At 62.1% G+C, this 25,580-nt stretch carries 21 protein-coding genes and 1 tRNA gene; 2 read left to right on the top strand and 20 right to left on the bottom strand.

Annotated features, from left to right (window positions below; all coding sequences use genetic code 11):
- Position 1: 1 nt before the first annotated feature.
- From IWX88_RS08630 to polA, 13 genes are all read right to left on the bottom strand, one after another.
- Positions 2 to 973 carry an alpha/beta fold hydrolase gene (locus tag IWX88_RS08630; protein WP_196829311.1) on the bottom strand — a complete coding sequence of 324 codons (972 nt, stop codon included), beginning with the start codon at positions 971 to 973 and terminating at the stop codon, positions 2 to 4.
- A gap of 64 nt (positions 974 to 1,037) precedes the next feature.
- A complete protein-coding gene (gene coaE / locus IWX88_RS08625; RefSeq protein WP_196829309.1) occupies positions 1,038 to 1,661 on the bottom strand; it encodes a dephospho-CoA kinase in 624 nt (207 codons plus the stop codon).
- 168 nt (positions 1,662 to 1,829) lie between these two features.
- Entirely contained in the window at positions 1,830 to 3,275 is a 1,446-nt protein-coding gene (rpsA, locus tag IWX88_RS08620; RefSeq protein ID WP_196829307.1) for a 30S ribosomal protein S1, read from the bottom strand.
- A gap of 136 nt (positions 3,276 to 3,411) precedes the next feature.
- Positions 3,412 to 4,785 (bottom strand): LLM class flavin-dependent oxidoreductase, encoded by a 1,374-nt coding sequence (locus IWX88_RS08615; protein WP_196829305.1) that lies wholly within the window; start codon positions 4,783 to 4,785, stop codon positions 3,412 to 3,414.
- A gap of 41 nt (positions 4,786 to 4,826) precedes the next feature.
- A complete protein-coding gene (locus tag IWX88_RS08610; RefSeq protein ID WP_196829303.1) occupies positions 4,827 to 6,512 on the bottom strand; it encodes a DUF885 domain-containing protein in 1,686 nt (561 codons plus the stop codon).
- 75 nt (positions 6,513 to 6,587) lie between these two features.
- The gene (locus tag IWX88_RS08605) at positions 6,588 to 6,857 is read right to left on the bottom strand and encodes an HPr family phosphocarrier protein (protein ID WP_196829301.1); all 270 of its coding nucleotides are present in this window, start codon (positions 6,855 to 6,857) and stop codon (positions 6,588 to 6,590) included.
- A 48-nt stretch (positions 6,858 to 6,905) separates the two neighbouring features.
- Positions 6,906 to 7,940, bottom strand: a complete 1,035-nt coding sequence (locus IWX88_RS13890) for a zinc-dependent dehydrogenase (RefSeq protein WP_370568267.1) — start codon at positions 7,938 to 7,940, stop codon at positions 6,906 to 6,908.
- Between the two features lie 12 nt (positions 7,941 to 7,952).
- Positions 7,953 to 8,426 (bottom strand): PTS sugar transporter subunit IIA, encoded by a 474-nt coding sequence (locus IWX88_RS08595; protein ID WP_196829297.1) that lies wholly within the window; start codon positions 8,424 to 8,426, stop codon positions 7,953 to 7,955.
- Positions 8,427 to 8,441: 15 nt separating this feature from the next.
- On the bottom strand, positions 8,442 to 8,750 hold the full coding sequence (locus IWX88_RS08590; RefSeq protein WP_185203871.1) for a PTS lactose transporter subunit IIB: 309 nt from the start codon (positions 8,748 to 8,750) through the stop codon (positions 8,442 to 8,444).
- A 31-nt stretch (positions 8,751 to 8,781) separates the two neighbouring features.
- On the bottom strand, positions 8,782 to 10,014 hold the full coding sequence (locus IWX88_RS08585; protein ID WP_196829295.1) for a PTS transporter subunit EIIC: 1,233 nt from the start codon (positions 10,012 to 10,014) through the stop codon (positions 8,782 to 8,784).
- A 65-nt stretch (positions 10,015 to 10,079) separates the two neighbouring features.
- Positions 10,080 to 11,033, bottom strand: a complete 954-nt coding sequence (gene pfkB / locus IWX88_RS08580; protein WP_196829293.1) for a 1-phosphofructokinase — start codon at positions 11,031 to 11,033, stop codon at positions 10,080 to 10,082.
- Positions 11,030 to 11,791 carry a DeoR/GlpR family DNA-binding transcription regulator gene (locus IWX88_RS08575; protein WP_196829291.1) on the bottom strand — a complete coding sequence of 254 codons (762 nt, stop codon included), beginning with the start codon at positions 11,789 to 11,791 and terminating at the stop codon, positions 11,030 to 11,032. The genes pfkB and IWX88_RS08575 overlap by 4 nt, the downstream gene beginning before the upstream one ends.
- Before the next feature lie 142 nt (positions 11,792 to 11,933).
- Positions 11,934 to 14,612, bottom strand: a complete 2,679-nt coding sequence (polA, locus tag IWX88_RS08570) for a DNA polymerase I (RefSeq protein ID WP_196829289.1) — start codon at positions 14,610 to 14,612, stop codon at positions 11,934 to 11,936.
- A gap of 54 nt (positions 14,613 to 14,666) precedes the next feature.
- Between polA and IWX88_RS08565 the strand changes: the two genes are divergently transcribed.
- On the top strand, positions 14,667 to 15,092 hold the full coding sequence (locus IWX88_RS08565; protein WP_196829283.1) for a hotdog fold thioesterase: 426 nt from the start codon (positions 14,667 to 14,669) through the stop codon (positions 15,090 to 15,092).
- Between the two features lie 75 nt (positions 15,093 to 15,167).
- Here IWX88_RS08565 and IWX88_RS08560 read toward each other — a convergent pair whose 3' ends face one another.
- Positions 15,168 to 15,773: a response regulator gene (locus IWX88_RS08560; protein WP_196829281.1), complete on the bottom strand. Its 606-nt coding sequence runs from the start codon at positions 15,771 to 15,773 to the stop codon at positions 15,168 to 15,170.
- A gap of 39 nt (positions 15,774 to 15,812) precedes the next feature.
- Here IWX88_RS08560 and IWX88_RS08555 point away from each other — a divergent pair.
- Positions 15,813 to 15,895: transfer RNA gene (locus IWX88_RS08555), tRNA-Leu, on the top strand.
- Between the two features lie 48 nt (positions 15,896 to 15,943).
- Here IWX88_RS08555 and IWX88_RS08550 read toward each other — a convergent pair.
- From IWX88_RS08550 to gltB, 6 genes are all read right to left on the bottom strand, one after another.
- Entirely contained in the window at positions 15,944 to 16,744 is an 801-nt protein-coding gene (locus tag IWX88_RS08550; protein WP_196829279.1) for a methyltransferase domain-containing protein, read from the bottom strand.
- Between the two features lie 11 nt (positions 16,745 to 16,755).
- Positions 16,756 to 17,628, bottom strand: coding sequence for an FHA domain-containing protein (locus IWX88_RS08545; protein WP_196829277.1), 873 nt, complete (start codon positions 17,626 to 17,628; stop codon positions 16,756 to 16,758).
- An 11-nt stretch (positions 17,629 to 17,639) separates the two neighbouring features.
- Complete coding sequence (locus tag IWX88_RS08540; RefSeq protein WP_196829275.1) at positions 17,640 to 17,912, bottom strand: hypothetical protein; 273 nt, start codon at positions 17,910 to 17,912, stop codon at positions 17,640 to 17,642.
- A 112-nt stretch (positions 17,913 to 18,024) separates the two neighbouring features.
- Entirely contained in the window at positions 18,025 to 19,470 is a 1,446-nt protein-coding gene (pyk, locus tag IWX88_RS08535) for a pyruvate kinase (protein ID WP_196829273.1), read from the bottom strand.
- Between the two features lie 59 nt (positions 19,471 to 19,529).
- Entirely contained in the window at positions 19,530 to 20,984 is a 1,455-nt protein-coding gene (locus tag IWX88_RS08530) for a glutamate synthase subunit beta (protein WP_196829270.1), read from the bottom strand.
- The gene (gene gltB / locus IWX88_RS08525; protein WP_196829605.1) at positions 20,977 to 25,566 is read right to left on the bottom strand and encodes a glutamate synthase large subunit; all 4,590 of its coding nucleotides are present in this window, start codon (positions 25,564 to 25,566) and stop codon (positions 20,977 to 20,979) included. The genes IWX88_RS08530 and gltB overlap by 8 nt, the downstream gene beginning before the upstream one ends.
- Positions 25,567 to 25,580: the final 14 nt, after the last annotated feature.

Here is a 25,580-nt window from a genome sequence, read left to right as displayed (position 1 = left end):
GTCATTTCGTCTGGTCGAGCATCCACTCCCAGGTGGGCTGATACAGCGGCACACCGTCTGGTGACTGTGCGGTTCCGTCAGTGACGGTGCGCCCGTGCGCCTCGGCCGGAGTTCCCATATCAAGTGTGCTGACCAGCTGGTGTGAGCCGCGTGGCACGTCCACCAGCGCCGGGGAGCCAGCCTGCTGCAACTGCAAAACCGACCATGATCCGGCAATTTTGCTGAAGTACATGTCGTTCTGGTTGACAAATCCATACATCCGACTTGCCGGTGTCATCCCCGGCTCGCGCATCCATGCCGCCGGCGCACCGTCGTCGGTCAGCACCGGAGATGAGAACATCAGAACGCCGTGAACAAGATGGAGGTGAGCGATGTAGGCGGATTCGCCGCCGCCCTGCGAGTGTCCGGCGAGCACGATGCGTGACCAGTCCACCTGACCGTGATCCAGATAGCGTCCCCACTGACCTGCCGGGTCGACGGTCTCCAGCTGTGTGAGTGCGAGCGTGAGGCGATTGAGGATCGAATTGGCCGGCTCGACGTTGCTCACCGCACTGGGAACAGTTCCGTCGAACCGATTGCGCTGCACCGCGGTGTAGCACTCGGGATCGCCGCCACAGGTGTTGACAACAGACTTGCCACGGTTCCAGTAGTCGAGGCCGAGGACGTTGTAACCCGACGCGACTGCGGTGCGCAGAAACATCCGGTAGTCCGAGGGCTGCGCACCAGTGGCCGGCAAGAAGAGAAGAAGCGCGCCGGGAGACGCGGCGTGCTGGGCGTAATTGTTTCGGTTAGGAAAGAGAATCTGACCCGCCGGAGGATCAAGTCGGAAGGAGATAAGCGAAGTGCTTTGACGATCAGGTTTTGGCAGAGTGGACGATGCTTCGATAGCTCCGAAGCTCAGGGATGATCCGAGAACTACGAACACGGACAGTGCCAGCGCTAGTGCGCCCCATCGTCCCCGGTGTGTAGTCACCGGCTAAATCTAACCTCTTCACCCTCTTCCGTCGTCCACGACCGTCTGAGAGTTTTCGCAGACCCTACGCCCCCGGTCGGGTGCTCCCCGGGAGCCCGTTCCAGAGCGCCTCGGCCTGCGCGATCGTTTCCTCGACCGTGCCGTTGCTGTCGATTACAACGTCAGCGATGGCGAGGCGTTCTGAGTCGGTGGCCTGGGAATTGAGCCGTTGCTGCGCTTCTTCCCGAGTGTGACCGCGCAGCTGCACGAGGCGCACCAACCGCGTTTCGGAGCTCGCATCAACCACAACGACAAGATCGAACTTGTGATATCCGGGCTCAGCGGATGCCTCGATGAGAAGTGGCACGTCGTAGATTACGACCGCGTGCGGGTCAGCGCATTCGGCGTCAACAAACAGTTCGGCACTGCGGCGTCGAATGGCTGGGTGGGTGATCGCGTTCAGCGCGAGCCGGGCATCCGGGTCCGTGAAGATCAGTTTTCCGAGCGACGTGCGATCGAGCGACCCGTCAGCCGCGACGACTCTGGAGCCGAATCGCCTGGCAATTGCGGCAAGGCCCGGGGTTCCGGGAGCGACCACATCCCTGGCTACCTGGTCGGCATCCACCACCGTCGCTCCGAGTTCGGCCAGTCTCTTAGCGACCACGGACTTTCCCGAAGCGATGCCACCAGTGAGGCCGATGAGGTACACACAGATAATGCTAGCCCACGCGCGCCCCGCACTTCCGGGCGTATTCGGACAAGACGGGCCAGCGTGCTGGCCCACTTTGTCCGAATACGCCCGGAGACGATGGTTTCGCCCACGGAACGACGAAACGGCCGGACCCGTGAGGGGGTCCGGCCGTTTCGAAGAAACTGCTTAGGAGTTGGAGCTCAGCTTCTCGCGAAGTGCCGCGAGTGCCTCATCGTCCGCCAGCGTTCCAGCGGAGTCGGCGTCGTTGGAGAACGAGGATCCGCCGGCAACGGGTGCGTCGCTGATCTCGTCGGCCGTCGACACCTGCTTCTTGTGGGCTTCCCAGCGAGCCTGGGCTGCAGCGTAATCCTGCTCCCACTTTTCGCGCTGAGACTCGAAGCCCTCTTTCCACTCGTTCGTTTCCGGGTCGAATCCATCCGGGTACTTGTAGTTTCCGGCATCGTCGTACTCGGTGAGCATTCCGTAGAGCGCCGGGTCGAATTCGGTGCCATCGGGGTCGACACCCTCGTTCGCCTGCTTCAGCGAGAGGGAGATGCGACGGCGCTCGAGGTCGATGTCGATGACCTTGACAAACACCTCATCGCCGACCGAGACGACCTGCTCAGCGAGCTCAACGTGCTTGCCCGACAGCTCCGAGATGTGCACAAGGCCCTCGATGCCCTCCGCAACGCGCACGAAGGCGCCAAACGGAACGAGCTTCGTGACCCTGCCCGGTGCAACCTGGCCGATGGCGTGGGTGCGGGCGAATACCTGCCACGGGTCTTCCTGAGTCGCTTTGAGCGACAGGGAGACGCGCTCGCGCTCGAGGTCGACCTCGAGGATCTCGACGGTGACCTCCTGGCCAACCTCGACAACCTCTGAGGCGTGCTCGATGTGCTTCCAGCTGAGCTCGGAAACGTGAACGAGACCGTCAACGCCTCCAAGGTCGACGAATGCACCGAAGTTGACGATGGACGAAACGACACCCTTGCGAACCTGGCCCTTGGCGAGGTTGTTCAGGAAAGTCGTGCGGCTCTCGCTCTGGGTCTGCTCGAGGAGCGCGCGGCGAGAGAGCACAACATTGTTGCGGTTCTTGTCGAGCTCGAGGATCTTGGCCTCGATCTCCTGGCCGAGGTACGGAGTGAGATCGCGAACACGGCGAAGCTCGATGAGCGAGGCCGGCAGGAATCCACGGAGTCCAATGTCGACGATGAGCCCGCCCTTGACGACCTCGATGACGGAACCGGTGACGACGCCGTCGGCTTCCTTGATCTTCTCGACATCACCCCACGCACGCTCGTACTGAGCGCGCTTCTTGGAGAGGATGAGGCGGCCTTCTTTGTCTTCCTTCTGGAGGACGAGGGCTTCGACCACATCGCCGACCTGGACAACCTCGGTGGGGTCCACGTCATGCTTGATGGAAAGTTCGCGGGAGGGGATGACACCCTCGGTCTTGTAACCGACGTCGAGGAGGACCTCGTCACGATCGATCTTGACGACGGTTCCCTCGATGAGGTCTCCGTCGTTGAAAAACTTGAGAGTCTTTTCGACCGCGGCGAGAAAGTCTTCAGCAGATCCGATGTCGTTGATTGCGACCTGCTTGGGCGCCTTGTCGGTCGTTACGATTGTCATGTAGTAGTTGCTCCAGGATGGACATTGTGTTGGGCCTAACGCAGTGGACGCAGCCCGAGTGAGCGTTCGTCTATTGGTATCCCGCGAAAGGCAGCGGATGGAATGTCGCCAAAAAAGCGACTCTTCAGTCTAACGCTCAGAAAAGAGCGGCGCCACCTCGATAGCGTGCCCCCGGATGGGTGCTTTGAAGGCGGGGGATGCCCGCACCGAACAGGCGTTCCCGGAGGGTTCCCGGCTCGTAAGCCAGCCGATACAGCCCGCGCGTCTGCAACTCCGGAACGACGTATTCGACGAAGTCCTCAACCGTTCCCGGTGACGTGAACTGGCGGAGGTTGAAACCGTCGATGCCCGTTTTTTCTACCCAGCTCTCAATCGCGTCCGCGATGTCGGTTCCGGTACCGACCGCGTAAAACGGACCGCGATCGAAACGGGTCACGTCGCGAAGCGCGTCGCCGACGGTTACGCCAGGCGCATAGCGGCTCGTTGTTGCCGCATCCCGGCCGCCGGTCGAGCGGATGTCGCTGATACGCGTTTCCGGTGGGTAAGCCGCGAGGTCGATTCCGCTGCCTCCACCGGCATGGGCGAGGTAGCCCTCGGCACTGGACATCCTCTCGAATTCTTTCGCTTTCTCCTGGGCCGCCTCTCTCGTGCGACCGGCTATCAGCACTGCGCTGGCGAGGGTCTTGATCGACCCGCGCGGGCGCCCGACTACTTCGCCGCGCCGATGAATATCGTCGATCGTATTGCGGAAGTCCTCGAGAGAGGATCCCCCGACGAACACGGCTTCGGCGTGCGTGGCTGCGAAGTCGCGACCGGTCGTCGAGCTTCCCGCCTGGTAGATCACCGGTGTGCGTTGCAGCGACGGTTCCGACAGATGAGGGCCAGCCACCCGGAAATACTTGCCCGCGTGATCGATTGGACGCACTTTGGATGAGTCGGTATAGACGCGGTTCGCCACATCGCGGACGACCGCGTCGTCGTCCCACGATCCCTCCCAGAGCTTGTAAAGCACATCGAGATATTCATGGGCGCGGTCGTATCGCTCCGCATGGTCAAGTTCGTCATCGAGACCGAAGTTTCGCGCGGCGTTCGGGAGGTAAGAGGTGACCACGTTCCATCCGAATCGTCCCTTGGTGAGATGGTCGAGGGTCGAGGCGCGACGGGCAAACGCGAACGGTGGTTCATAGGTCGTCGAAAATGTGGCGACGAATCCGAGATGTTTCGTCACCGCAGCCATTGCCGGGATGAGCAGCAGCGGATCATTATTGGGAATCTGCACCGCCTCCCGCAAAGCGGTCTCCGGCCCGTCACGATAACCGTCGTATGCCCCGATGACATCGGCGAGAAAAACGGCGTCGAACAGCCCCTCTTCAAGAAGCTTCGCTTCGGCCGTCCAAAAGTCGAGGTCGGTATAACGGTGACGATTATTGTGCGGATGGGTCCAGAGACCGTGCGAGATATGCCCGACGGTGTTCATCTCGAAGAGATTGAAAAGCAAGGGAACGCTCATCCGCGCACGCTATCAGTTCTCGCCATCCGGACAGGTGAGAACTAGGTGAGCATGGCCGCTTTCAGGGTGTCGAGTCCGACTCCACCGATGTCCAGCGCCTTCTTGTGGAATGCGCGGATGTCGAAGTCAGCACCTTCGCGCCGCGCGAACTCGTCACGGAGCTGCTCCCAGATGCGCTGGCCGATCTTGTAGGAGGGTGCCTGTCCCGGCCAACCGAGGTAACGATTTACCTCAAAGCGCACGAACTCCGGGCTCATGTTGACGTTGGCTCCGAGGAATCCGAATGCATACTCTCCCGTCCACGGACCGGATCCGTCGGGGAGCTGCTTCTCCAAGTGCACTCCGATGTCCAGAACAACCCTGGCGGCACGCATCCGCTGGCCGTCGAGCATGCCGAGTCGATCGGCCGGGTCGTCCAGATAGCCGAGCTGCTCCATCAGGCGTTCCGCATAGAGGGCCCAGCCCTCGGCGTGACCCGAGGTGCCGGCATTGCGACGCCAGGTATTGAGGAGTGCCTTGTTGTAGACGGCCTGGCCGATCTGGAGATGATGTCCGGGAACACCCTCATGGTACACCGTGGTGAGCTCACGCCAGGTGTCGAACTCGGTGACACCCTCCGGTACGCTCCACCACATGCGGCCGGCACGCGAGAAATCGTCGGTGGGGGACGTGTAGTAGATACCGCCCTCCTGGGTCGGAGCGATCATGCACTCGAGCCGACGCACCTCAGCCGGGATGTCGAAATGCACTTTCGAAAGCTCCTCGACGGCGCGGTCACTCGTTTCCTGCATCCACCTCTGCAGGGCGTCAGTCCCGTGGAGCTTGCGGCTCGCGTCCTCGTCGAGGAAGGCAATGGCCTCCAGCACGGATGCCCCGGGCTTGATCTCACGCGCGATCGACTCCTGCTCTGCGGTCATCCGCGCCAGTTCTTCGATACCCCACTCGTAGGTCTCGTCGAGGTCGACCACTGCGCCGAGGAAATCGCGGGAGGCGAGAGTGTAGATCTCACGGCCAACGGCATCCCTCTGCGTGGCGTGCGGAGCGAGTTCGTTCTCGAGGAATTCGGACAGTACCGCGTATGCCCCGGCAGAGTCGCGCGCTGCGGCTGCGAGGTCAACACGCAACGACGTGGGCAGGTCGCTCGTGCCGGCCCTGGCACCCTCGGCCAGCCGATAGAAGAAGCCGGTGTCGGCTACGTGCTTTCCCGCCTGCGCGATGACTTCTCGAATCTGACGGATGGCCGGTACGTTACCGGCAGCGATACCGGTGCGCAGGGTGCGGATGTAGCCATCCATCGCCGCCGGAAGGTTACGCATTCGCGTGGCAACGTGCGACCAATCCTCCTCGGAATCCGTCGGCATCAGGTCGAAAATATCACGCATGCTCTGGGGTGCGGAGGCAATGACGTTGAGATCCCGCTGATCGAATCCGGCCTCATGTTTGTCGATCTGAAGCTGAAGTTCACGGCTCAGGTCCATTTTGGTCACTTCGTCCACCGCGTCCACAGGCGTGGCCGCGTGGATATTCGCGAGGGTCTTCCTTACCTCCGAGATCACCCGCTCGGAACCCTCTGGCGAGTAGTCGGAATACTCCCCCTCGTGTCCCACCCGCCCGAGATACACGCGGTATTCGGGGAAGAGATCTAGTTCGGTATCCACCCAGGTCTCGGCGATTGCGTCGATGGCGGTGGTGGGACGGGCCTCGTGGGCCTGGTCGGTGTCAGTCATTACCCGAGCCTAGAACAGTCGGTCGCCGCGCGGAGGAATCACTCACCCGCTCGAACCATGAGGCTCAGCGTAGGGTCAGTCCTTATCCAAATCGGTATTCAGGAGCTCAGCGAGTGCGTCGAGGGCGGTGTCGGCCTCATCCCCATCCGCCGCGAGGGTGACGACGTCACCGTGACCGATTCCGAGAGAGAGCACGCCGAGGATGCTTGCCGCATTCACTGTTTTTCCCGCCGCACTCGTGAGTGTTACCGGCACTCCGACCTTCGCGGCAGCCTGGCTGAACAGTGATGCAGGCCGGGCGTGAAGTCCGACGCTCGAGGCGACGGCGACGGTACGTTCAGACATTGGTGACTCCTAGATATTTGGTTGTTGAGTGGAACGGTGGGTAACGGTTCAGGGTTCGATCGTGACCTTGATGCCATCGCCGCGGGCGACAATCTCGATCGCTTCAAGCACGTCGTCGAGGGGTAATCGATGGGTGATGAGATCCCCCACCGGCACGGCACCGGATGCGATCAGCTCGAGTGCCATCTTGTTCTGTACAGGGCTTGAACCGTTCACTCCCACGATCGTGAGTTCGCGGTAATGCACAAGATTCGAGTCGACAGTGATGGTGGGGTGGTCCTTTGGCAGTCCGCCGAACAGGCTGAGTCGACCGCGTCGGGCAAGCATCAGAAGCCCCTGTTCCTGGGCCGCTCCGGACGCTGCGGCGGTGATCACGACATCCGCTCCCCGCCCGCCTGTGGCCTCGAGCACTGCCGCGACGGGATCGCTAGTTTCGGACGCGATGGCGAGGTCTGGCAGCACGAGGTCGGCGGCCTTCTTCAGCCGCTCGGCGTTGAGATCGACGAGGATGATCATCGCCGCACCTCGAGCCCTGGCCAGACGCACATGAAGGCAGCCAATGGGGCCGGATCCGACGACCACGACCACATCTCCGTCACCGACCCGCGCGAGTTCCTGGCCATTGAGCACGCAGGCGAGTGGTTCCGCAAGACTCGCTTCGGCAAATCCGAGCCCATCCGGAATGCGGTTGAGGCCACCCACTTTCAAGACCTCACGCGGCACGATCATGAACTCGGCGAATCCACCGGGGAACTGATAGCCCAGAGAAAGCTGATGAGCGCAGACCGTCGGACGATCAGCCAGGCAGTCGGCACAGGTGCCATCGGGAATCGCGGCGATGACCTGTACCCGATCCCCCACCATCCATCCCTCGACACCGTGACCAACATCGACGATTTCGCCGGCGATCTCATGGCCCATCACTTGGGGCGGAGTCATATTCGGATGACCAGACCGGGAGATCTTGACATCTGTTCCGCAGGTGGAACAGTTGCGCACTCGGATCTTGACTTCCCCCGCAGAGGCCTGCGGTTCAGCAATCTCTTCGAGTCGGATGTCGCCTGGCGCATAGAACCGTGCCACCTTCACGCGCCTCTACTCGTCTTCCGGATCGGGAGTGAGGAGCTCGTAGACCAGTGAACTGGTCGTTGCAGCACGAAGCGCCGCCGCCCTGTCCGGATCGAGGAGCACAGTGGCGAGCTGGGACAGAAGAGCGATATGCCCGTTGCCGCGCGCCGCGATCCCGACGCACACGCGCACATCGTTGCCATCCCAATCCACACCATCCGGGAAGCGGAGAACGACAAGGGCATCATTGATGACCGAATCCTTGCCCGAGAGGGTGCCGTGCGGAATCGCGACACCCTCCCCGACGAAGGTTGAAACCGACCGCTCCCGCTCCAGCATCGCGTTAGTGTACGACGCATCTATCGCGCCAGCCTCCAACAGAGCCGCTCCGGTCTGCCTGATCGCATCTTCCTTGTTGCTCGCTGTGAGATCGAGCCTGATAGATGTTTCAGCCAGTAAGGCTGACAGGGACGCGGGTGTCGGGTCGGTTTCATTACTCATTCTCACTACCTCTTTCTACGCCTCGAAAGTCTCGCCATTTTGAATGGCTTTGACGATCTTGGCAACGGCGGGATCACCGAGGAAGAGCTGGAATGGCACAACCGGGACGTCAGGCACGGTGTGCCGTGCGCGGTCAGCCAGTCCCGTGTGGGTGAACACCAGGTCGGCGTCGCTCGGGATCGAGGCAACGGGGGAATGCTCCACCGTCACCCCGTTCTTGGCGAGTTGCTTCTTGAGCGTCGAGGCCAGCATCACACTGCTGCCCATTCCCGCGTCACACGCAACGATCAGCTTTTTGATGCTGGATCCGTCGATGGTTGCCATTTCAGATTCTCCTTGATTGTTGTGCAGCGGGTCAGGCGACGGGTGCGGTCGCCGGCTTGTTTTTGTTGCGTGCGCTCTGCTCCCGTGCGGCTTCGAGGTCGAGGCCGCTGTTCTGATTGCGACCGAAGCCCAGGAGGAGGGCACTCACGATGAACGCTACGCCTGCGGAGACCAGGATCCCGAGCAGGATTGTCGGCAGATCACCCGGGTACGCCACGAGGATGTACGCAAAAATACTCCCCGGAGACGCGGGTGCAAGCAGTCCGTCGTTGAACAGGCTGAACATGAGGACACCGGATGCTCCACCGGCGATGGCGCCAATGAGCAGGATCGGCTTCATGAGCACATAGGGGAAGTAGATTTCGTGGATTCCTCCGAGGAACTGCACGACGATCGCGGCGGGCACGGTCGCGCGGATGGCGATCGGTCCAAAGAGCATCATCGCAACGAGGATGCCGAGGCCGGGGCCGGGGTTCGACTCGAGCATGAAGAGGATCGACTTGCCGTCCGGTCCCGCTGCCTGCTTTGCGGCGAGTGGAACGAGAACGCCGTTTCCGATCGCGTTGTTGAGGAACAGGATCTTCGCCGGTTCGATGATGATCGACGCGAGAGGAAGTAGCTTTGCATTGATCAGCGCATCCACAAAGTTCGCGAACACGGTGGTGAGCCAGAAGACTGCAGGTCCGAGAGCGAACACACCGACGAGAGCCGCGAAGCCACCAACTATGCCGGAGGTGAAGTTATCCACCAGCATTTCGAAACCGCCGCGAAGCTTTCCATCGATCATGCTGTCGATCCACTTGAGCAGGAGTGCTGCGAGCGGGCCGATGATGAGGGCGCCGAGGAACTGCGGACCGAGCTCGGCGATCGACTTCGGCGGTGTGCCGCCGGAAGCGGCGAGACCGAGTGCGAGCGGCGACACGATGACACCGATTGTGGCGATCGCACCGACAACAGCACCACGCTGACCATGAACCGTGCGACCACCGGTGTATCCGATGAGGATCGGGAGCAGGAACACGATGATCGGGCCAACGATGCTCGACGCTTGTCCCGCGAAGGGAACTACGCCGTCCTTCGCCACCGCACCGGTCGCCCGGGCGATCTCGTTGACCCAACCGTTGGGGATGAACAGGGCCGTGACCAGGCCCCAGGCGATGAAAGCCCCGAGGTTCGGCATGATCATTCCGGCAAGGAATGCACCACCCCTCTGGATGCGTGCGCGAGCGCCGGTACCGGCGGCCACGGGAGTGTAATCGGACATTTAGTGGTACTCCTTTGTACGAGTCAGGACTGAAACGGATGGGGCGGGAGGGATATGGCGGACGTTCATGTGGCCACGAATGGCCGATCCAAATCTGGTTGCCATACCAGCTGGACGTGTGTGGAGGCGATATCGCCGGGACCGGGAACGGAAGTTCCGGGAAGACTTACTGCGGCGGCACCCCATGCGAGCGCCTCGATGAGTGCGGCATTCTCGTCGGATTCATCGAGGGAGAATTTCGACAGGTAGCCCGCGAGGAAACAATCGCCCGCCCCAACCGTGCTGCGCCGCTCGAGCACGGTGGATTCACCGACGAGCACCCCGTGTTCTCCGACCAGCACCGCGCCATCAGCACCCAGGCTGACGAGAACCCGTTCCACGCCGAGTGCACGGAGTTCTTGGGCTGCCGCGATGACATCTGAGATGGAGTCGAGCTCTCGCCCGACCGCCTCTGCAAGCTCCGCTCGATTGGGTTTGATCACCCGTGGATGGGCAGCGATGGATGCGGTGAGAGCCGTTCCGCTGGTGTCGACCGCGAGAAAGGCGCCGAGGTCGGTCACCGAGGTCATCAATTCGACCAGCTGTTTCTCCGAGCACTCCGGGGGCATGCTGCCGGAGAAAACCACCCAATCGCGGGCCGAAACGAGTCCGGCCAGCGTCGTTGCGAGCACCGAGAAATCATCCTCCGACAGCGGGAAGCCGGGCTCATTGAACTTGGTGATCGTGCCATCCGGCTCTGACACCGTGAGATTGGACCGGGTGCGCCCCTCCACCGGCACGAATCGCGTCGCCACTCCGGCAATATCAAGCAGCGTGCTGAGTTCGGCACCCTCCGGCCCGCCGACCGGCAGCAGTGCGACACTCTCGATACCATTTCGCGTCAGTGCCCGGGTGAGATTGACGCCTTTTCCGCCGGGCTCCAACATGGGTGCCGAGGTGCGCAGCACGGCACCGCGCTCGAGTCGATCGACTTGGATCGTGCGATCGAGGCTGGGATTGAGGGTTACCGAGACGATCACACGACCACCACCGTCGGGCCGGCATTCTCGATGTCTTCGACGAACTCCAGATCGAGGCCGCTGTCGGTGATGATCGTGTCGACGACCCCCAACCCAGCGACGCGGGCAAAATCCTCGCGGCCGAACTTGGTGTGATCGGCCAGGACAATGACGCGACGGGATGCCTCGATCAGCGCCCGTTTGATCGTCGCCTCGGCGATATCGGGAGTGGTGAGTCCGCGCTCGATACTGATTCCATTGATCCCCATGAATGCGACATCCGCAAACACGTCCGCGATCTGTGCCTTGGTCCACTCCCCCACTGCGGCGAGTGTGCGCGGGCGCACAACCCCGCCGAGTAGGTGGAGGCTGATGTTGGGTCGACCGGTGAGGATCGACGCGACCGGAATCGAGTGCGTAACGACGGTCAGTTCACGATCGGTCGGCAGCAGGCGCGCGAGACGCACTGTCGTGGTGCCAGCGTCGAGAATGATCGATCCGCCATCGGGAAGCTCCTCAAGAGCGGCGAGGGCGATGCGTTCTTTCTGTTCGGCCGAGTGGCCTTCGCGGTCCGCGACATCCGGCTCATTACCGAATCGTTCGACCGGAATCGCACCGCCGTGCACCCGGCGCAGCACCCCGCGGCGCTCAAGTGCGGTCAGATCCCGACGCACGGTCTCCGGTGTCACCGCGAGATCGTGGGCGAGACTGGCGACCTCGACACGGCCGAAGGACCGCGCAGTCTCCAGGATCTGCTCGTGTCGCTCGGGAGCGTACATCGGACCTCTTCGTCGGCATCAGGACAACAGAAATGTTGTTCTGTGCTTATATAAGTCCGTTTGTGTCCGGTTGTCAACTGAACCCACATAAACGGGTCACGCGGATGCGGCGTACCCGTCGACACCGCATCCAGCGGGCCGTTCAGTGTGCGGCGGTGTCCCAGTTCGCTCCGAGACCGATCTGCACTTCAAGGGGTACCGCGAGCGAAGCGGCATTACCCATGCGGTCGGTGACGACGGCAGTGAGCTCGTCGAGTTCACCCTCCGTCACCTCGAAGACCAGCTCGTCGTGCACCTGAAGCAGGAGCTGGGATGACAGCCCGCGCTCGCGCAGATCAGCAGCCACACCGAGCATCGCAATCTTGAGGATGTCGGCGGCCGAACCCTGAATCGGTGCGTTGAGCGCGGCCCGCTCCGCATTCTGCTTCAGCACCCGATTGTTGGAGGCCAAGTCAGGGAAGGGACGGCGACGTCCGAAGATCGTCTCGGTGTAGCCATCTTCTCGTGCCTTCTCGACGACGCTGCGCAGATAGTCGCGTACGGCACCGAAGCGCTCGAAGTAGTCGGTCATCAACTGTTTGGCCTCGGAGTTTTCGATGCGTAGCTGTTTGCTCAGTCCGAACGCGCTGAGCCCGTAGGCCAGTCCGTAAGACATTGCTTTCACCTTCGTCCGCATCGCGGGACTCACGTCAACCGGGTCGACTCCGAAGATCCGCGAGCCGACGAACCGGTGCAGGTCCTCCCCCGAGTTGAAGGCCTCGATAAGCCCAACATCGCCGGACAGGTGCGCCATGATCCGCATTTCGATCTGCGAGTAGTCGGCAGTCAGCAGTGTGACAAACCCGGGCCCACTCTCGAAGGCGGTGCGGATCTCGCGGCCCACCGAGGTGCGCACCGGAATATTCTGCAGGTTGGGGTCTGTCGACGAGATGCGACCCGTGCTCGTACCGGTCTGGTCGTAGCGGGTATGCACCCGGTGATCATTCGCGATAGACCGCTCCAGGGTGTCGACGATCTGGCGCAGCTTCGTTGCGTCTCTGTGCTGCAGCAACAGATCGAGGAAGGGGTGCGGGTTCTGCTCCTGCAGATCGGCGAGGGAGGCAGCATCCGTCGAGTACCCGGTCTTGTTGGCGCGGGTCTTGGGCATCTGCAGGTCTTCGAACAGCACTTGTTGCAGCTGCTTGGGCGACCCGAGGTTGATCTCCCGTCCACCGATCTCGGCATAGGCCCGGGTAGCGAGATCTGCCGCGGTCTCACCGAGCTCACGATTGAGACGCTCGAGGATGCCCGGATTCACAGTGATTCCCATGGTCTCCATTGCCGAGATCACCGGTACGAGGGGCAACTCGATCTCGCGAAGCACTCGAAGTGAACCCTCATCAAGGCGCTCGATGAGGTACTCAGACAGGCGCAGCACGTACCAGGCCTGCGTTGCCGCGCTCACCGCATCCGTCTCCGGAACGAGCTGATTGGGATCCGGTTCGGCCAGGTGCTCACCGAGGTGGCTGTAGACCTGATCGGCGAGGGGTTGGTCGTGGCCGCCGGGCTTCAGCAGCCACGCGGCGAGAGTCGTATCGAATACGACGCCATCGAGGGCGAGTCCGACCTTCTGCAGCCGTTTGAGTGCTGGCTTGTAGTCGAACAGGTACTTGGGAGCCGGGGAGGCAAGCCAGGCAGAAAGCGCGTCATAGTCCGGGCGGTCCGCGGCCCACGGTACATAGGCCGAGTCATCCGCCGTCGCCAGGCCAAAGCCGATGATCCCCTCCGCACCGAGGTCGAGGTGCAGCCCGAGCGCTCGGATGCCATTCGCAGTGACCGTCGTGATCCAGTGGCCGAGCTCTTCGTCGATCATCGTGCGCACGCCCGGGATGGTCGATCCGGGTGCAGTCGAACCCTCACCGGTCGACTCGACGGAGACCGGATCCCCCGCCGCCGCAGCGATCTTCAGCACCCGGTCGAGCAGGGTGCGAAACTGTAGCTTGTCGAATACTTCGCGAACGGCAGCCTCGTCGATCGGGCGCCGATCGAGATCGTGAGGGCCGACCGGCAGCTCGACATCGGTGAGCAGGTGGTTTAGTTTGCGGTTGCGGATGGCGCGGTCCCGCTGTTCGCGAAGTTTTTCGCCGACCACACCGGTGATCTCGTCTGCGTGGGCGAGCACCTCGTCGAGGCCCCCGTACTTGGTGATCCACTTGACGGCGGTCTTCTCCCCCACCTTGTCGATGCCGATGAGATTGTCGCTTGCCTCCCCGACCAGCGCCGCGACATCCGGATACTGGTGCGGTTCGATGCCGTACCGTTCAAACACCGCATCGCGGTCGTAACGCTTGAGCTCGGACACCCCCCGAGCATTCGGGTAGAGCAGCGTCACGTCATCGTTGACCATCTGGATCGCATCGCGGTCGCCAGAGACGATGAGCACCCGGAATCCCTCCTGTGCGCCCTTCATCGCAAGCGTCGCGAGGATGTCATCCGCCTCGTAATCCTCCTTGGAGATGGTCGTGATGCCCATGGCATGGAGCGCCTCTTCGAGGAGGGGGATCTGGCCGATGAACTCGGCCGGGGTCTCGCCGCGGGTGCCCTTGTATTCGGGGTACTCGCGGGTGCGGAAGGAGTACCGAGAGATATCGAAAGCCACGGCGAGGTGCGTAGGTTTCTCCTTCTGCAACAGGTTGAGCATCATTGAGATGAACCCGTGGATCGCGTTGGTGTGCTGACCCTCCCGATTCTGAAAACTGTCGACCGGCAGGGCGTAAAACGCCCGGAAGGCAAGCGAATGCCCGTCGATAACGAGGAGGGTAGGCTTTTCTTTGTCCGGCACGAGGCCAGCTTATCCGCGGCCGCCGACACCCCGCAGCCCGCCAGGAAGAAGACGATGACCATCATTCCCGACGATCTCGACCCGGAATTGATGGAGCGGCTCGTGAACTCCGGTGGCGGTCCCCTTGCTCAGAAAATGGGTTTCGAATTTCTGGAACTCTCGGCCGAACGCTCGGTTGCGACGATGCCGGTCGAGGGCAATACCCAGGTTGTCGGGCTGCTTCACGGCGGCGCGCACGTAGTGCTGGGAGAAACCCTCGGGTCCGTATCAGCCGCAATCCATGCCGGCCCCGGTCGCATCGCCGTCGGCATCGAAATCAACGCAACCCACAGTCGCTCGATCACCTCAGGGTTTGTCACCGGCACCTGCACGGCACTCAGCCTCGGCCGAACGCTTGCGACTCACGAAATCGTGATGCGCGATGAGCAGGGCCGTCGCTTGTCAACCGTGAGGATGACCAACTTTCTGCGTGACGCCTGACGGCCCGTACAACGAGTAGCGCGGACGAGCTTGAACGTGCTGCCTCGCACGTGCGGCTTCGCAGGTGCAGACCGCCTATTTTTTAGCGGAGAGCTGTTCGATGATCGCTTGGGCAACATCGTGCATGGTGAGACGACGGTCCATGGAAGCCTTCTGAATCCATCGGAATGCCTCCGGCTCGGTGAGCCCCATTTTCTCGTTGAGCAATCCCTTGGCTCGATCGACGAGCTTGCGGGTCTCGAAACGTTCGACGAGGTCGGTCACCTCTGCCTCGAGCGTGATGATCTGGGCGTAGCGCGCAAGGGCAATCTCGATTGCCGGCAGTAGGTCATTGGGCGTGAACGGCTTAACCACGTAGGCAAGGGCTCCCGCTTCGGTCGCCCGCTCGACGAGTTCCTTCTGGCTGAACGCGGTGAGCAGGACGACAGGCGCAATGTGATTTTTGGTGAGGCGTTCCGCGGCGGAGATTCCATCGAGGAGCGGCATCTTCACGTCCATGATCACCAGATCGGGACGCAGCTCCGTCGCAAGCGCGACCGCAGTCTCGCCGTCTCCAGCCTCACCGACCACCTCAAACCCGTTGTCTCGAAGAGTTTCTACGATGTCGAGGCGGATGAGTGACTCATCCTCGGCCACCACCACACGACGGGGGGTTTGGGCGGTGTTTTCCTGGTCTGGCACGACAATAACCCTACGGTATTCTGGAGATCGGTATCGTGCGCCGGTGTGGCGGAATGGCAGACGCGGAGCACTCAAAATGCTTTGCTCGCAAGGGCGTGTGGGTTCGAGTCCCACCACCGGCACGGTACGGCACAGCACAGCACCACGACGGCTCGGGGCTGCCTTGGCGGTCAGGCTCGGGCGGTCGCCACGAACGCGGTGACGAGCGGATGCGGCGAGGCGGTCATCCAGTCCCGCAGTACTGACAGTGCATGATCGTGCCGCTCCGGCAGGAGCGAGGAGAACACCGGTCCGTACGGCGTCCCGAGTATGCCAGCGACCGCATCGTCGACGCTCGGCCAGTCGAGTCGGATCGAAACGGTATTCACCGTCACATCCTCGAACCCGGCAAGGTGCTTCAGGAGCTGTGCGCGGGTCATCTTGACCGAATCAAAATCCCAGGCACGCGGGAATGGCTCTGTTGGACCTTCCTCGCGCAAGACATCCCCATAGCTGTCGAATGGTTCGAGTCGCATACCCGCAACCCAAGTAATGATCCCCAAGCTGCCGCCGGGTCGAAGCACCCGCTTCATCTCAGTAAGAGCAGTTCGCTGGTCGCGAACGAAGGGGAGCCCATGCTGGCAGTAGACAACATCAACTGATTCGTCTTCGAGCGGGATGGCGGTTGCCGCAGCTTCCAGGGTCTCTATCGGTGCACTTTTCAGACCGGCATTGGAGGAGACCTCGGCGAGCATCCCGGCGCTGAGATCGCTCGCGATCACCCGTCCGGTCGGCCCTGCCGCGAGTGCTGCCGCCCGAGCAACGGCACCCGTGCCGGAGGCAACATCCAAGACAGTGTCACCCGGCGCAGGGATAACCGTTTCCACCAGCAGTCGCGCCCAGGGGTCGAATACTGTCGGCGAGAGGTAGCGGCGATAATTCTCCGCAATCGAATCCGATTGGAACATGCTTGCCCGGGCATCTACCGTCACGTTTCGCCCCGCTAGCTACGTTCGGTATGCCCGGGCCGGGTGTCGTCCTGGGGTTTCTGACGGGCGAATTCCCCGCCGACACGGCCACCGTGGGGACGACCATGATCGGCAAACTCTTCGCGAAAATAGGCCATCTTCCACTTGCCAAACTCGATCCGGGTTCCCGTGCGAAGCACCTGTCCACCGTCCCTGCGTCCACCCGCCCCGGCAAGGCGCGAGCTGCCCGTCAGCTCCCCGATCGGGTAGAGCACGTATTCGTCGTCTGCGGTGTGACGAATCTCAGCATGGATGGGATTCAAGTCCTCAAGTTGCAGGTCCGCCTCGGCACCCGACCCGATAGTCGTGCCGTCGGGCAGGAGGTTGAACTCCCGTGGCATCCTCCCGTCCCAGTTTTTAGATCCCACGACGAAGATGAGACGCGGACGACCGGAACCCGGAGCGTTGTGCGTTGTCGTCGCGGTGCGCCGAATACGCCGGCTCACGGTGGGAACGATCGGAAACAGGGTCATCGGTGGCAGTGCAATGATTGCCGCCGAGGCGCCACGCCGACGAAGTAACGGAGCTAGTGCTGCTGGGCTTCCCAGCCTGATGTTGGGCGAGCCGGTGACGACGCGCTGGAGGATCGGGGCATTGACGTTGCCGATTCGGGCGATGACACCATCGGGACCAGCCAGTGTGATGGACAGTCCAAAACTAGCGATCTCCTGAGCAATGCTGCGGATGTCGGCGAGCTTCACATTTTGACCCTGAGCCAGTAACGCGGGGTTGCTGGCAAATATCTTGACATCGGTCCCCGCCGCCGTGATCGTGCCTTCGAGCGCTGTGCCCGCTGTCGACCCCGGCTCATCGAGCGAGAAAGTGAGGTCGATGTCAAGCCTCGGCATCGCAACCATCGCTAGTTGCGGTGTTGGTCTGCGCCGGCGTCCTGGTCGTCACTTGTCGTGACGCGAAGAGTGCCGTCGATCCGCCAGGTGGCGCGCGGGGCGTCGGGTCCGATGTCCCGGGGCACCTCGACGATCATGTCGATGAAGCTGTAGTTGACGGCAGCCCCTCGACCGGTGAGATACGACCACATTTCCCGCCCGAGGTCGGTCCAATCGCTGATGTTGCGAGCGTCTGGCCCCGAAAAGCTGTCTTCTGAATCCGTAATCTGCTGTGAATCAGTCATGATTCATTCCTTCCAAAGTGGTATTTTTACCCTAGCAAGCGATCGAACGCCCAGTGGCGACTTTACAGCCGAAACTCGGACCGACCGGTCGATTTGCGACAGAGTGGCGAGGTCATTCCGCGGCATAGGCCGGCGCAACCGCATTGTGCGCGTCGCCGACCCGGTGCACCCGCATGTCGTTCGTACCACCGGAGATTCCGGGAGGGGAACCGGCGATGACGACGACCTTCTCGCCGACGACAGCACGATTGTGGCCGAGAAGAATGTCATCGACCTGACCGAACAACTCATCGGTGTGCGTCTTTCGCTCGACACAGTAGGTCTCTGTACCCCACACCCACGCGAGGCGGTTACGGATGCTCTCCTCCGGAGTGAAGGCGATGATCGGAATGCGATGCCGCAAACGTGACATCCGACGCACGGAGTCTCCCGACTCCGTGAAGACGCAGAGGAATTTTGCCTCCACGAACTCGGCGACCTCGGCCGCGGCAAGAGTGATTGCTCCGCCCTGGGTCCGCGGCTTGGTGCCGAGTTCGGCGATACGCTCCAAACCGTGCTCTTCGGTCGACGTGATAATCCGCGCCATTGTCTGCACGGTGATCACGGGGTACTCCCCGACGCTGGTCTCACCACTCAGCATCACGGCATCCGCTCCGTCAAGCACGGCATTAGCAACATCCGAAGTCTCGGCGCGAGTGGGGATGGGGCTGGAGATCATGGATTCGAGCATCTGGGTGGCGACGATGACCGGCTTCGCCATGCGCCGGGACAGCTCGACAGCGCGCTTTTGCACGATCGGAACGGCTTCCAGGGGGAGTTCGACGCCGAGGTCACCGCGCGCGACCATGATGCCGTCGAATGCATCGATGATGGCCTCGAGGTTGTCGACAGCCTGTGGCTTCTCGATCTTGGCGATCACAGGAACTTTGATCCCCTCCTCGGCCATGATCTCGTGCACACGGATGATGTCCTCGGCATTGCGCACGAATGACAGTGCGATCAGATCTGCTCCGAGATTGAGGCCCCAGCGCAGGTCGGCTTCGTCCTTGTCCGATAGCGCTGGCACGTTCACAGCGACACCCGGGAGGTTGATTCCCTTATTGTTCGACACCGCTCCACCGACGACGACTTCCGTGGTCACCACGGTGCCATCGGTCGAAATCACCTTCAGCTTGACCTTGCCATCGTCGATGAGAAGGGGGTCGCCCGGCTTCACATCGTTGGGGAGGCCCTTGAAGGTGGTTCCCGAGAGCTCTTTGGTGCCAAGCACGTCTTCGATGGTGATCTTGAAGATATCGCCGACAGCGAGGTCGTAGGGCCCATTTTCGAACTTGCCCAGGCGAATCTTCGGGCCCTGCAGATCGACGAGCACGGCCACAGCACGCCCGGAGTCAGCGCTGGCTCTGCGCACATTGGCGTACACCTCTTCATGCACGTCATAGCTTCCGTGGCTGAGATTCATGCGGGCGACGTCTACCCCGGCATCAACGATTGCTCGGATGTTCTCATAACTGGCTGTTGCCGGTCCGAGGGTTGCGACGATTTTTGCGCGTCTCATCTGCTTCTTTCTATTGTGGAAAAATTTGTAAAGAATCCAGAGGAAGGTTACTCGCAGTTTTAGATTGCGATGGCACGGTCGGTCGGCTTAACCGGTGATGGCAGCGAAGTCTCCCCCTCGAGGAACCGGTCTACAGCGGCGGCGGCAGCGCGCCCCTCGGCAATGGCCCAGACGATGAGTGACTGTCCACGACCGGCGTCGCCGGCAACGAACACGCCGGGTTCGCCTGTTTGGTAATCGGCATCCCGTTCAACGTTTCCTCGATCGAGGGGTAGACGCAACTGGCTTTCCAACGCGTCTCCATCCGTTCCGGTGAAGCCGAGCGCCAGGAGCACGAGATCCGCGGGGATCTCCCGCTCGGTACCCGTCTTGGGAACGCGACGGCCATCGATGTACTCGGTTTCCGCGACACGGATAGCTCGTACTTCTCCTGCTTCGTTGGACAAGAACTCCACAGTGGAGGCGAGATACACCCGCTCGCCCCCCTCTTCATGTGCACTTGTCACTTCGAAGAGGGTCGGCGACATCGGCCAGGGCTGGTGCTCGGGGCGCTCGTCCGGCGGCTGGAGTCCAATGGCGAGGTTGGTGACGGATAGTGCCTGCTGGCGATGCGCGGTCCCGATGCAGTCGGCTCCGGTATCGCCGCCTCCGAGCACCACGACATGCTTTCCGTCAGCGGTGAGCTGGTCGACCATTGAGTCTCCGGCTCCCACACGATTCTGCTGCACAAGGTAGTCCATGGCGAAGTGCACCCCGGAGAGATCGCGCCCGGGGATTGGCAGGTCACGCGGGTGCAGTGCACCGGTTGCAACGACGACCGCGTCGTACCGGGCGCGCAACTCGTCCCAGGGAATGTCGACACCGATGTTCACTCCCGCACGGAATCGGGTGCCCTCGGCCGTCATCTGCTTCAGCCGGAGTTCGATGTGCCGCTTCTCCATCTTGAAGTCCGGGATGCCGTAGCGCAGGAGCCCACCGATGCGGTCATCCCGCTCGAAAACGGCGACGGTATGACCGGCTCGGGTGAGCTGCTGGGCTGCGGCGAGTCCGGCGGGCCCGGATCCCACGATCGCAACCGTCTTTCCCGTGAGCCGCTCGGGCGGATGCGGCTCCACCCAATCGTTGGCGTAGGCCTGATCGATAATGGCAACTTCGACGTTTTTGATAGTCACGGCGGGCTGGTTGATGGCGAGCACGCAGGACGACTCACAGGGCGCGGGACAGAGCCGACCGGTGAACTCCGGAAAGTTGTTGGTCGCATGCAGCCGCTCGATGGCCTGTCGGCCTTCGTCCCGCATTGTGAGGTCGTTCCACTCCGGGATCAGATTGCCGAGGGGGCACCCGTGATGACAAAACGGGATCCCGCAGTCCATACAGCGGCCAGCCTGCGTGCGTACCGATGCGTTGTCACGCTGCTCATAGACCTCTTTCCAATCCATGAGTCGAAGCGCGACCGGCCGCCGAGCAGGCAGCTCTCGATCACGCGTCTTCAGAAACCCCTTGGGATCAGCCACCGATTACCTCCATAATGCGAGACCAGACAACGTCGCCGTCTGGATCTAGCCCTTCTTCGACTGCTGCCTCGCGCGTGGCAAGAACGGCGGCGTAGTCCCGAGGCAGCACCTTCACGAACCGGGCCATCGTTTCATCGAGGTTGGCAAGCATCCGCACCGCAACAGCAGATTCGGTCTGCGCCACATGCTGCTCGAGCAGGTCAGTGACGATCTCGATGTCACCCGAGCCGAGCGGGAGCAGCGTGAGTTCGCCGGTCGCGAGAGCCTCACGATTCACCCGTTCCGGAGCGAGGTCGTAGATGTAGGCCGTACCCCCGGACATTCCGGCTCCGAGGTTGCGTCCCGTTCCACCGAGAATTACGGCGAGGCCGCCGGTCATGTATTCGAGGGCGTGATCACCGACACCCTCGACGACCGCAGTGGCGCCAGAGTTGCGCACGAGGAATCGTTCACCGACGGTACCGCGAAGAAACATACTGCCTGCCGTCGCGCCATACCCGATCACATTTCCTGCGATCACGTTGCGTTCGGCCGGGAACACACTGTTTCGATCGGGACGCACGATGATGTGTCCGCCACACAGCCCCTTGCCGACGTAGTCATTGCTGTCCCCCTCGAGGCGGAGGGTGATGCCATTCGGCATGAATGCACCGAACGACTGCCCGGCCGTGCCTCGCAGGGTGATGTCGATCGTGCCGGTGGGGAGGCCATTCTCCCCGTATCGAAGCGTCACCTCGTGCCCGAGCATCGTTCCGACAGCACGCTCGGTGTTACGCACCGGAAGCGTGATCGAGACAGGCTCGCCCGTCTTGAGCGCCCCAGCACTCTGCCGAATCAGCTCGACATCGAAGTGAGTATCGAGTTCGTGATCCTGTTTCGAGACATTGAACCTCGGTTCATCGGGACCGAATACTGGCCCCTCGAGGATCGGCGAGAGGTCGAGACCATCCGCCTTCCAATGCTCGATGGCACGGTTGACGTCGAGTAGGTCTGATCGGCCAACGGCCTCTTCGATCGACCGGAAGCCGAGCTGTGCCAGGTACTCTCGCACTTCCTGCGCCAGGAACTCGAAGAAATTGACGACGAATTCCGGCTTTCCGGTGAATCGCTTCCGCAACTCGGGGTTTTGGCTTGCGACGCCCACCGGGCAGGTGTCGAGGTGACAGACGCGCATGAGGATACAGCCGGAGACGACAAGAGGGGCAGTTGCGAAGCCGTACTCCTCGGCGCCGAGAAGCGCGGCGACGATGACGTCTCGACCGGTCTTCATCTGACCATCGACCTGCACGACGACACGTCCACGCATGCCGTTGAGCATCAACGTCTGCTGGGTTTCAGCCAGGCCGAGCTCCCACGGAGTACCAGCGTGCTTGAGCGAGTTGAGCGGGCTCGCCCCGGTGCCGCCATCGTGGCCGGAGACCAGCACCACATCGGCAAGAGCCTTTGTCACGCCGGTGGCGACTGCGCCAATACCGGACTGGCTGACCAGCTTGACGTGGACCCTGGCATCCGGGTTCGCTCGCTTGAGATCGAAGATGAGCTGCTTGAGGTCTTCAATTGAATAGATATCGTGATGCGGCGGGGGGCTGATCAGGCCGACTCCGGTGGTGGCGTGACGCACTTTTGCGATCCACGGGTAGACCTTATTGGCCGGTAGTTGGCCGCCCTCGCCCGGCTTTGCGCCCTGCGCCATTTTGATCTGAATATCTGTGGCGTGGGTCAGATACATGCTGGTGACGCCGAAGCGGCCGGACGCCACCTGCTTGATGGCACTGCGGCGCTCGGGGTCGAGAAGACGGTCGGTGTCTTCTCCACCCTCACCCGTGTTGCTTCTCGCACCGAGTTGGTTCATGGCGATCGCGAGGGTCTCGTGTGCTTCGCTGCTGATCGATCCATAGCTCATTGCGCCCGTCGAAAAGCGAGTGACGATGGACGCCACCGATTCGACCTCATCGATTGGCACCGCCGGCCGCACACCCTCACGCAGCGAGAACAGACCGCGCAGGGTCATCAGGTTGGTCGCCTGCTCGTCGACGAGCTTCGTGTAGTCGCGGAAGATGTCATAGCGCCGTGACCTGGTCGCGTGCTGCAGCTTGAACACGGTGTCCGGGTTGAAGAGGTGCGGCGCACCTTCGCGACGCCACTGGTATTCGCCGCCGACCGCAAGGCGCTCGTGAGCGTTTGTTGCTCCGTCTTCCGGGTAGGCCGCGGTGTGCCTCGACGCGCTCTCCGCGGCGATTACCTCGATGCCGACACCCCCGAGCAAGCTCGAAGTGCCGGTGAAGTAGGTGTCGACGAATTTCTGGTCGAGTCCGACTGCCTCGAAAGCCTGGGCGCCGGCATACGAACCGACCACAGAGATACCCATCTTCGACATGATCTTCAGCACGCCCTTGCCGAGCGACTTGATCAGGTTCTTGACGGCCTTCTCGGCATCGATGCTCGAAATCATGCCGCTGCGAACCAGTTCCTCCACCGACTCCATCGCCAGGTAGGGGTTGACCGCCGAAGCGCCGTATCCGAGCAGCAGAGCGACGTGATGAACCTCGCGCACGTCCCCGGCCTCGACGATGATCCCCACCTTCATGCGGTTCTGCGCACGGATCAGGTGATGATGCACCGCCGCGAGCATCAGCAGCGAGGGTACCGGCGCGAGATCCCGATTTGAATCTCGGTCCGAAAGCACGATGAACAGTGCACCCTCGTCGAGCGCGCGATCCACTTCCTCGCACATAGCCGAGATCCGCTGCTCCATGGCGTTGGGACCTTGGTCGACGCGGTAGAGACCCCTGATCGTGCGAGTGGGATTAAAAGCACGGCGAGTCGACGGTGGAGCGATGTGCTGAATCTTCGCCAGCTCGTCATTATCGATCACCGGGAAGTCGAGGATGACCTGCCTGGCATGTTCGGGAGTCGCGTCAAGCAGATTGCGCTCCGGGCCCAGACCCAGCTTCAACGAGGTAACGACCTCTTCGCGGATGCTGTCGAGCGGAGGGTTCGTCACCTGGGCAAACTGCTGGGTGAAGTAGTCGAACAGCAGGCGGGGACGCTTCGACAGTACCGCAATCGGCGTATCGGATCCCATCGCACCCAGGGGCTCTGCGCCGTTCTGCGCCATGGGCTTCAGCAGCATGCGCACCTCTTCTTCGGTGTACCCGAAGGTGCGCTGACGACGAGTTACCGAGGCCGGTGTGTGCACGATGTGCTCGCGTTCCGGCAAGTCCTTGAGGTTGATCCGACTTCCATCGAGCCAGTCGCCCCAGGGCTCGGATGCCGCGAGTTCGCCCTTGATCTCGTCGTCCTCGATGAGGCGGCCGGCCTCCGTGTCAACCAGGAACATTTTGCCAGGGCGTAGGCGGCCCTTGCGAACGATCCGCTCGGGGGCGATATCGAGCACGCCGATTTCGCTCGCGAGCACGACAAGGCCATCATCGGTGACGAGATAGCGGCCGGGGCGCAAGCCGTTGCGGTCGAGGGTGGCACCCACGAGGGATCCGTCGGTGAACACCAGCGCAGCGGGGCCATCCCACGGCTCCATCAGCATGGAGTGGTACTCGTAGAAGTCGCGGCGGGTCGGGTCGATGTCGAGCTGGTTCTCGTAGGCCTCCGGCACGAGCATCATCATGGCGTGCGGCAGGGATCGACCGCCGAGGTGCAGTAGCTCGACGACCTCGTCGAGGGATGCAGAGTCGCTTCCCCCGGGTGTCACGATCGGGAACAGCGGGGCGAGATCCCCGAGGAGCGGGGACTCCAACTGGGACTGGCGCGCACGCATCCAATTGCGGTTGCCCTGCACGGTGTTGATTTCCCCATTGTGGGCGATCATGCGAAATGGCTGGGCGAGCGGCCAGGACGGGAAGGTGTTCGTGGAGTACCGGGAGTGCACCAGGGCAAGCTTCGACATGAAGCGCTCGTCGGAGAGATCGGGGTAGAAGGGCTCGAGCTGGAGGGTAGTCACCATGCCCTTGTACACAATGGTGCGGCAGCTCAGCGAGGGGAAATACGCCGACAGCTCACGCTCAGCGCGCTTGCGCAGCCGGTACGACCGACGATCAAGCGCGATGCCGTGCACCGGCGCGCCGTCTTCGCCGGGTGTGCTGGTGGTGCCAAGAAAGACCTGCTCGAAAAATGGCATTGCCTCACGGGCAAGGTTGCCGAGCACGACGGGACGGACAGGCACCTCTCGCCAGCCGAGAACGGTGAGGTGCTCTTGCTCAGCGAGGGCGGCAAATGCCTCTTTGACGGAGGCGCGTTCACTCTCGTCCAGCGGCAGGAAGGCCATACCGGCGACGTACTGGCCGAGGGGCGGCAGTGTGATGCCCGTGACCGCTCGGAAAAAAGCATCGGGAATCTGCGTGACGATGCCCGCACCATCGCCAGTGCCGGCGTCCGACCCGATGGCGCCGCGGTGTTCGAGGTTGCGAAGCGCGTTCAGCGCCAGATCGATGATGTCGTGCCCTGCGGTGCCACGAAGAGTCGCAACCATGGCGAGTCCACAGGCATCCTTCTCGCGTCGCGGGTCATACAGGCCGGTCGCGACGGGTGTGCTGCTGAAGCGGGAAAATGTTGGCGTGAGCGCCATGGTGGAACCGTCCT

It is taken from the genome of Frigoribacterium sp. CG_9.8, from assembly GCF_015751965.1.
Taxonomy (GTDB): Bacteria; Actinomycetota; Actinomycetes; order Actinomycetales; family Microbacteriaceae; genus Lacisediminihabitans.
This window is presented reverse-complemented; position numbering and strand designations above follow the sequence as displayed.

Excerpts from the sequence above, each read along its gene's own strand:
- rpsA (WP_196829307.1), bottom strand. The coding sequence starts at position 3,275 with ATGACAATCGTAACGACCGACAAGGCGCCCAAGCAGGTCGCAATCAAC.
- IWX88_RS08615 (WP_196829305.1), bottom strand. The coding sequence starts at position 4,785 with ATGAGCGTTCCCTTGCTTTTCAATCTCTTCGAGATGAACACCGTCGGG.
- IWX88_RS08610 (WP_196829303.1), bottom strand. The coding sequence starts at position 6,512 with ATGACTGACACCGACCAGGCCCACGAGGCCCGTCCCACCACCGCCATC.
- IWX88_RS08605 (WP_196829301.1), bottom strand. The coding sequence starts at position 6,857 with ATGTCTGAACGTACCGTCGCCGTCGCCTCGAGCGTCGGACTTCACGCC.
- IWX88_RS08595 (WP_196829297.1), bottom strand. The coding sequence starts at position 8,426 with ATGAGTAATGAAACCGACCCGACACCCGCGTCCCTGTCAGCCTTACTG.
- IWX88_RS08590 (WP_185203871.1), bottom strand. The coding sequence starts at position 8,750 with ATGGCAACCATCGACGGATCCAGCATCAAAAAGCTGATCGTTGCGTGT.
- IWX88_RS08585 (WP_196829295.1), bottom strand. The coding sequence starts at position 10,014 with ATGTCCGATTACACTCCCGTGGCCGCCGGTACCGGCGCTCGCGCACGC.
- IWX88_RS08575 (WP_196829291.1), bottom strand. The coding sequence starts at position 11,791 with ATGTACGCTCCCGAGCGACACGAGCAGATCCTGGAGACTGCGCGGTCC.
- IWX88_RS08565 (WP_196829283.1), top strand. The coding sequence starts at position 14,667 with ATGACCATCATTCCCGACGATCTCGACCCGGAATTGATGGAGCGGCTC.
- IWX88_RS08545 (WP_196829277.1), bottom strand. The coding sequence starts at position 17,628 with ATGCCGAGGCTTGACATCGACCTCACTTTCTCGCTCGATGAGCCGGGG.
- IWX88_RS08540 (WP_196829275.1), bottom strand. The coding sequence starts at position 17,912 with ATGACTGATTCACAGCAGATTACGGATTCAGAAGACAGCTTTTCGGGG.
- pyk (WP_196829273.1), bottom strand. The coding sequence starts at position 19,470 with ATGAGACGCGCAAAAATCGTCGCAACCCTCGGACCGGCAACAGCCAGT.
- gltB (WP_196829605.1), bottom strand. The coding sequence starts at position 25,566 with ATGGCGCTCACGCCAACATTTTCCCGCTTCAGCAGCACACCCGTCGCG.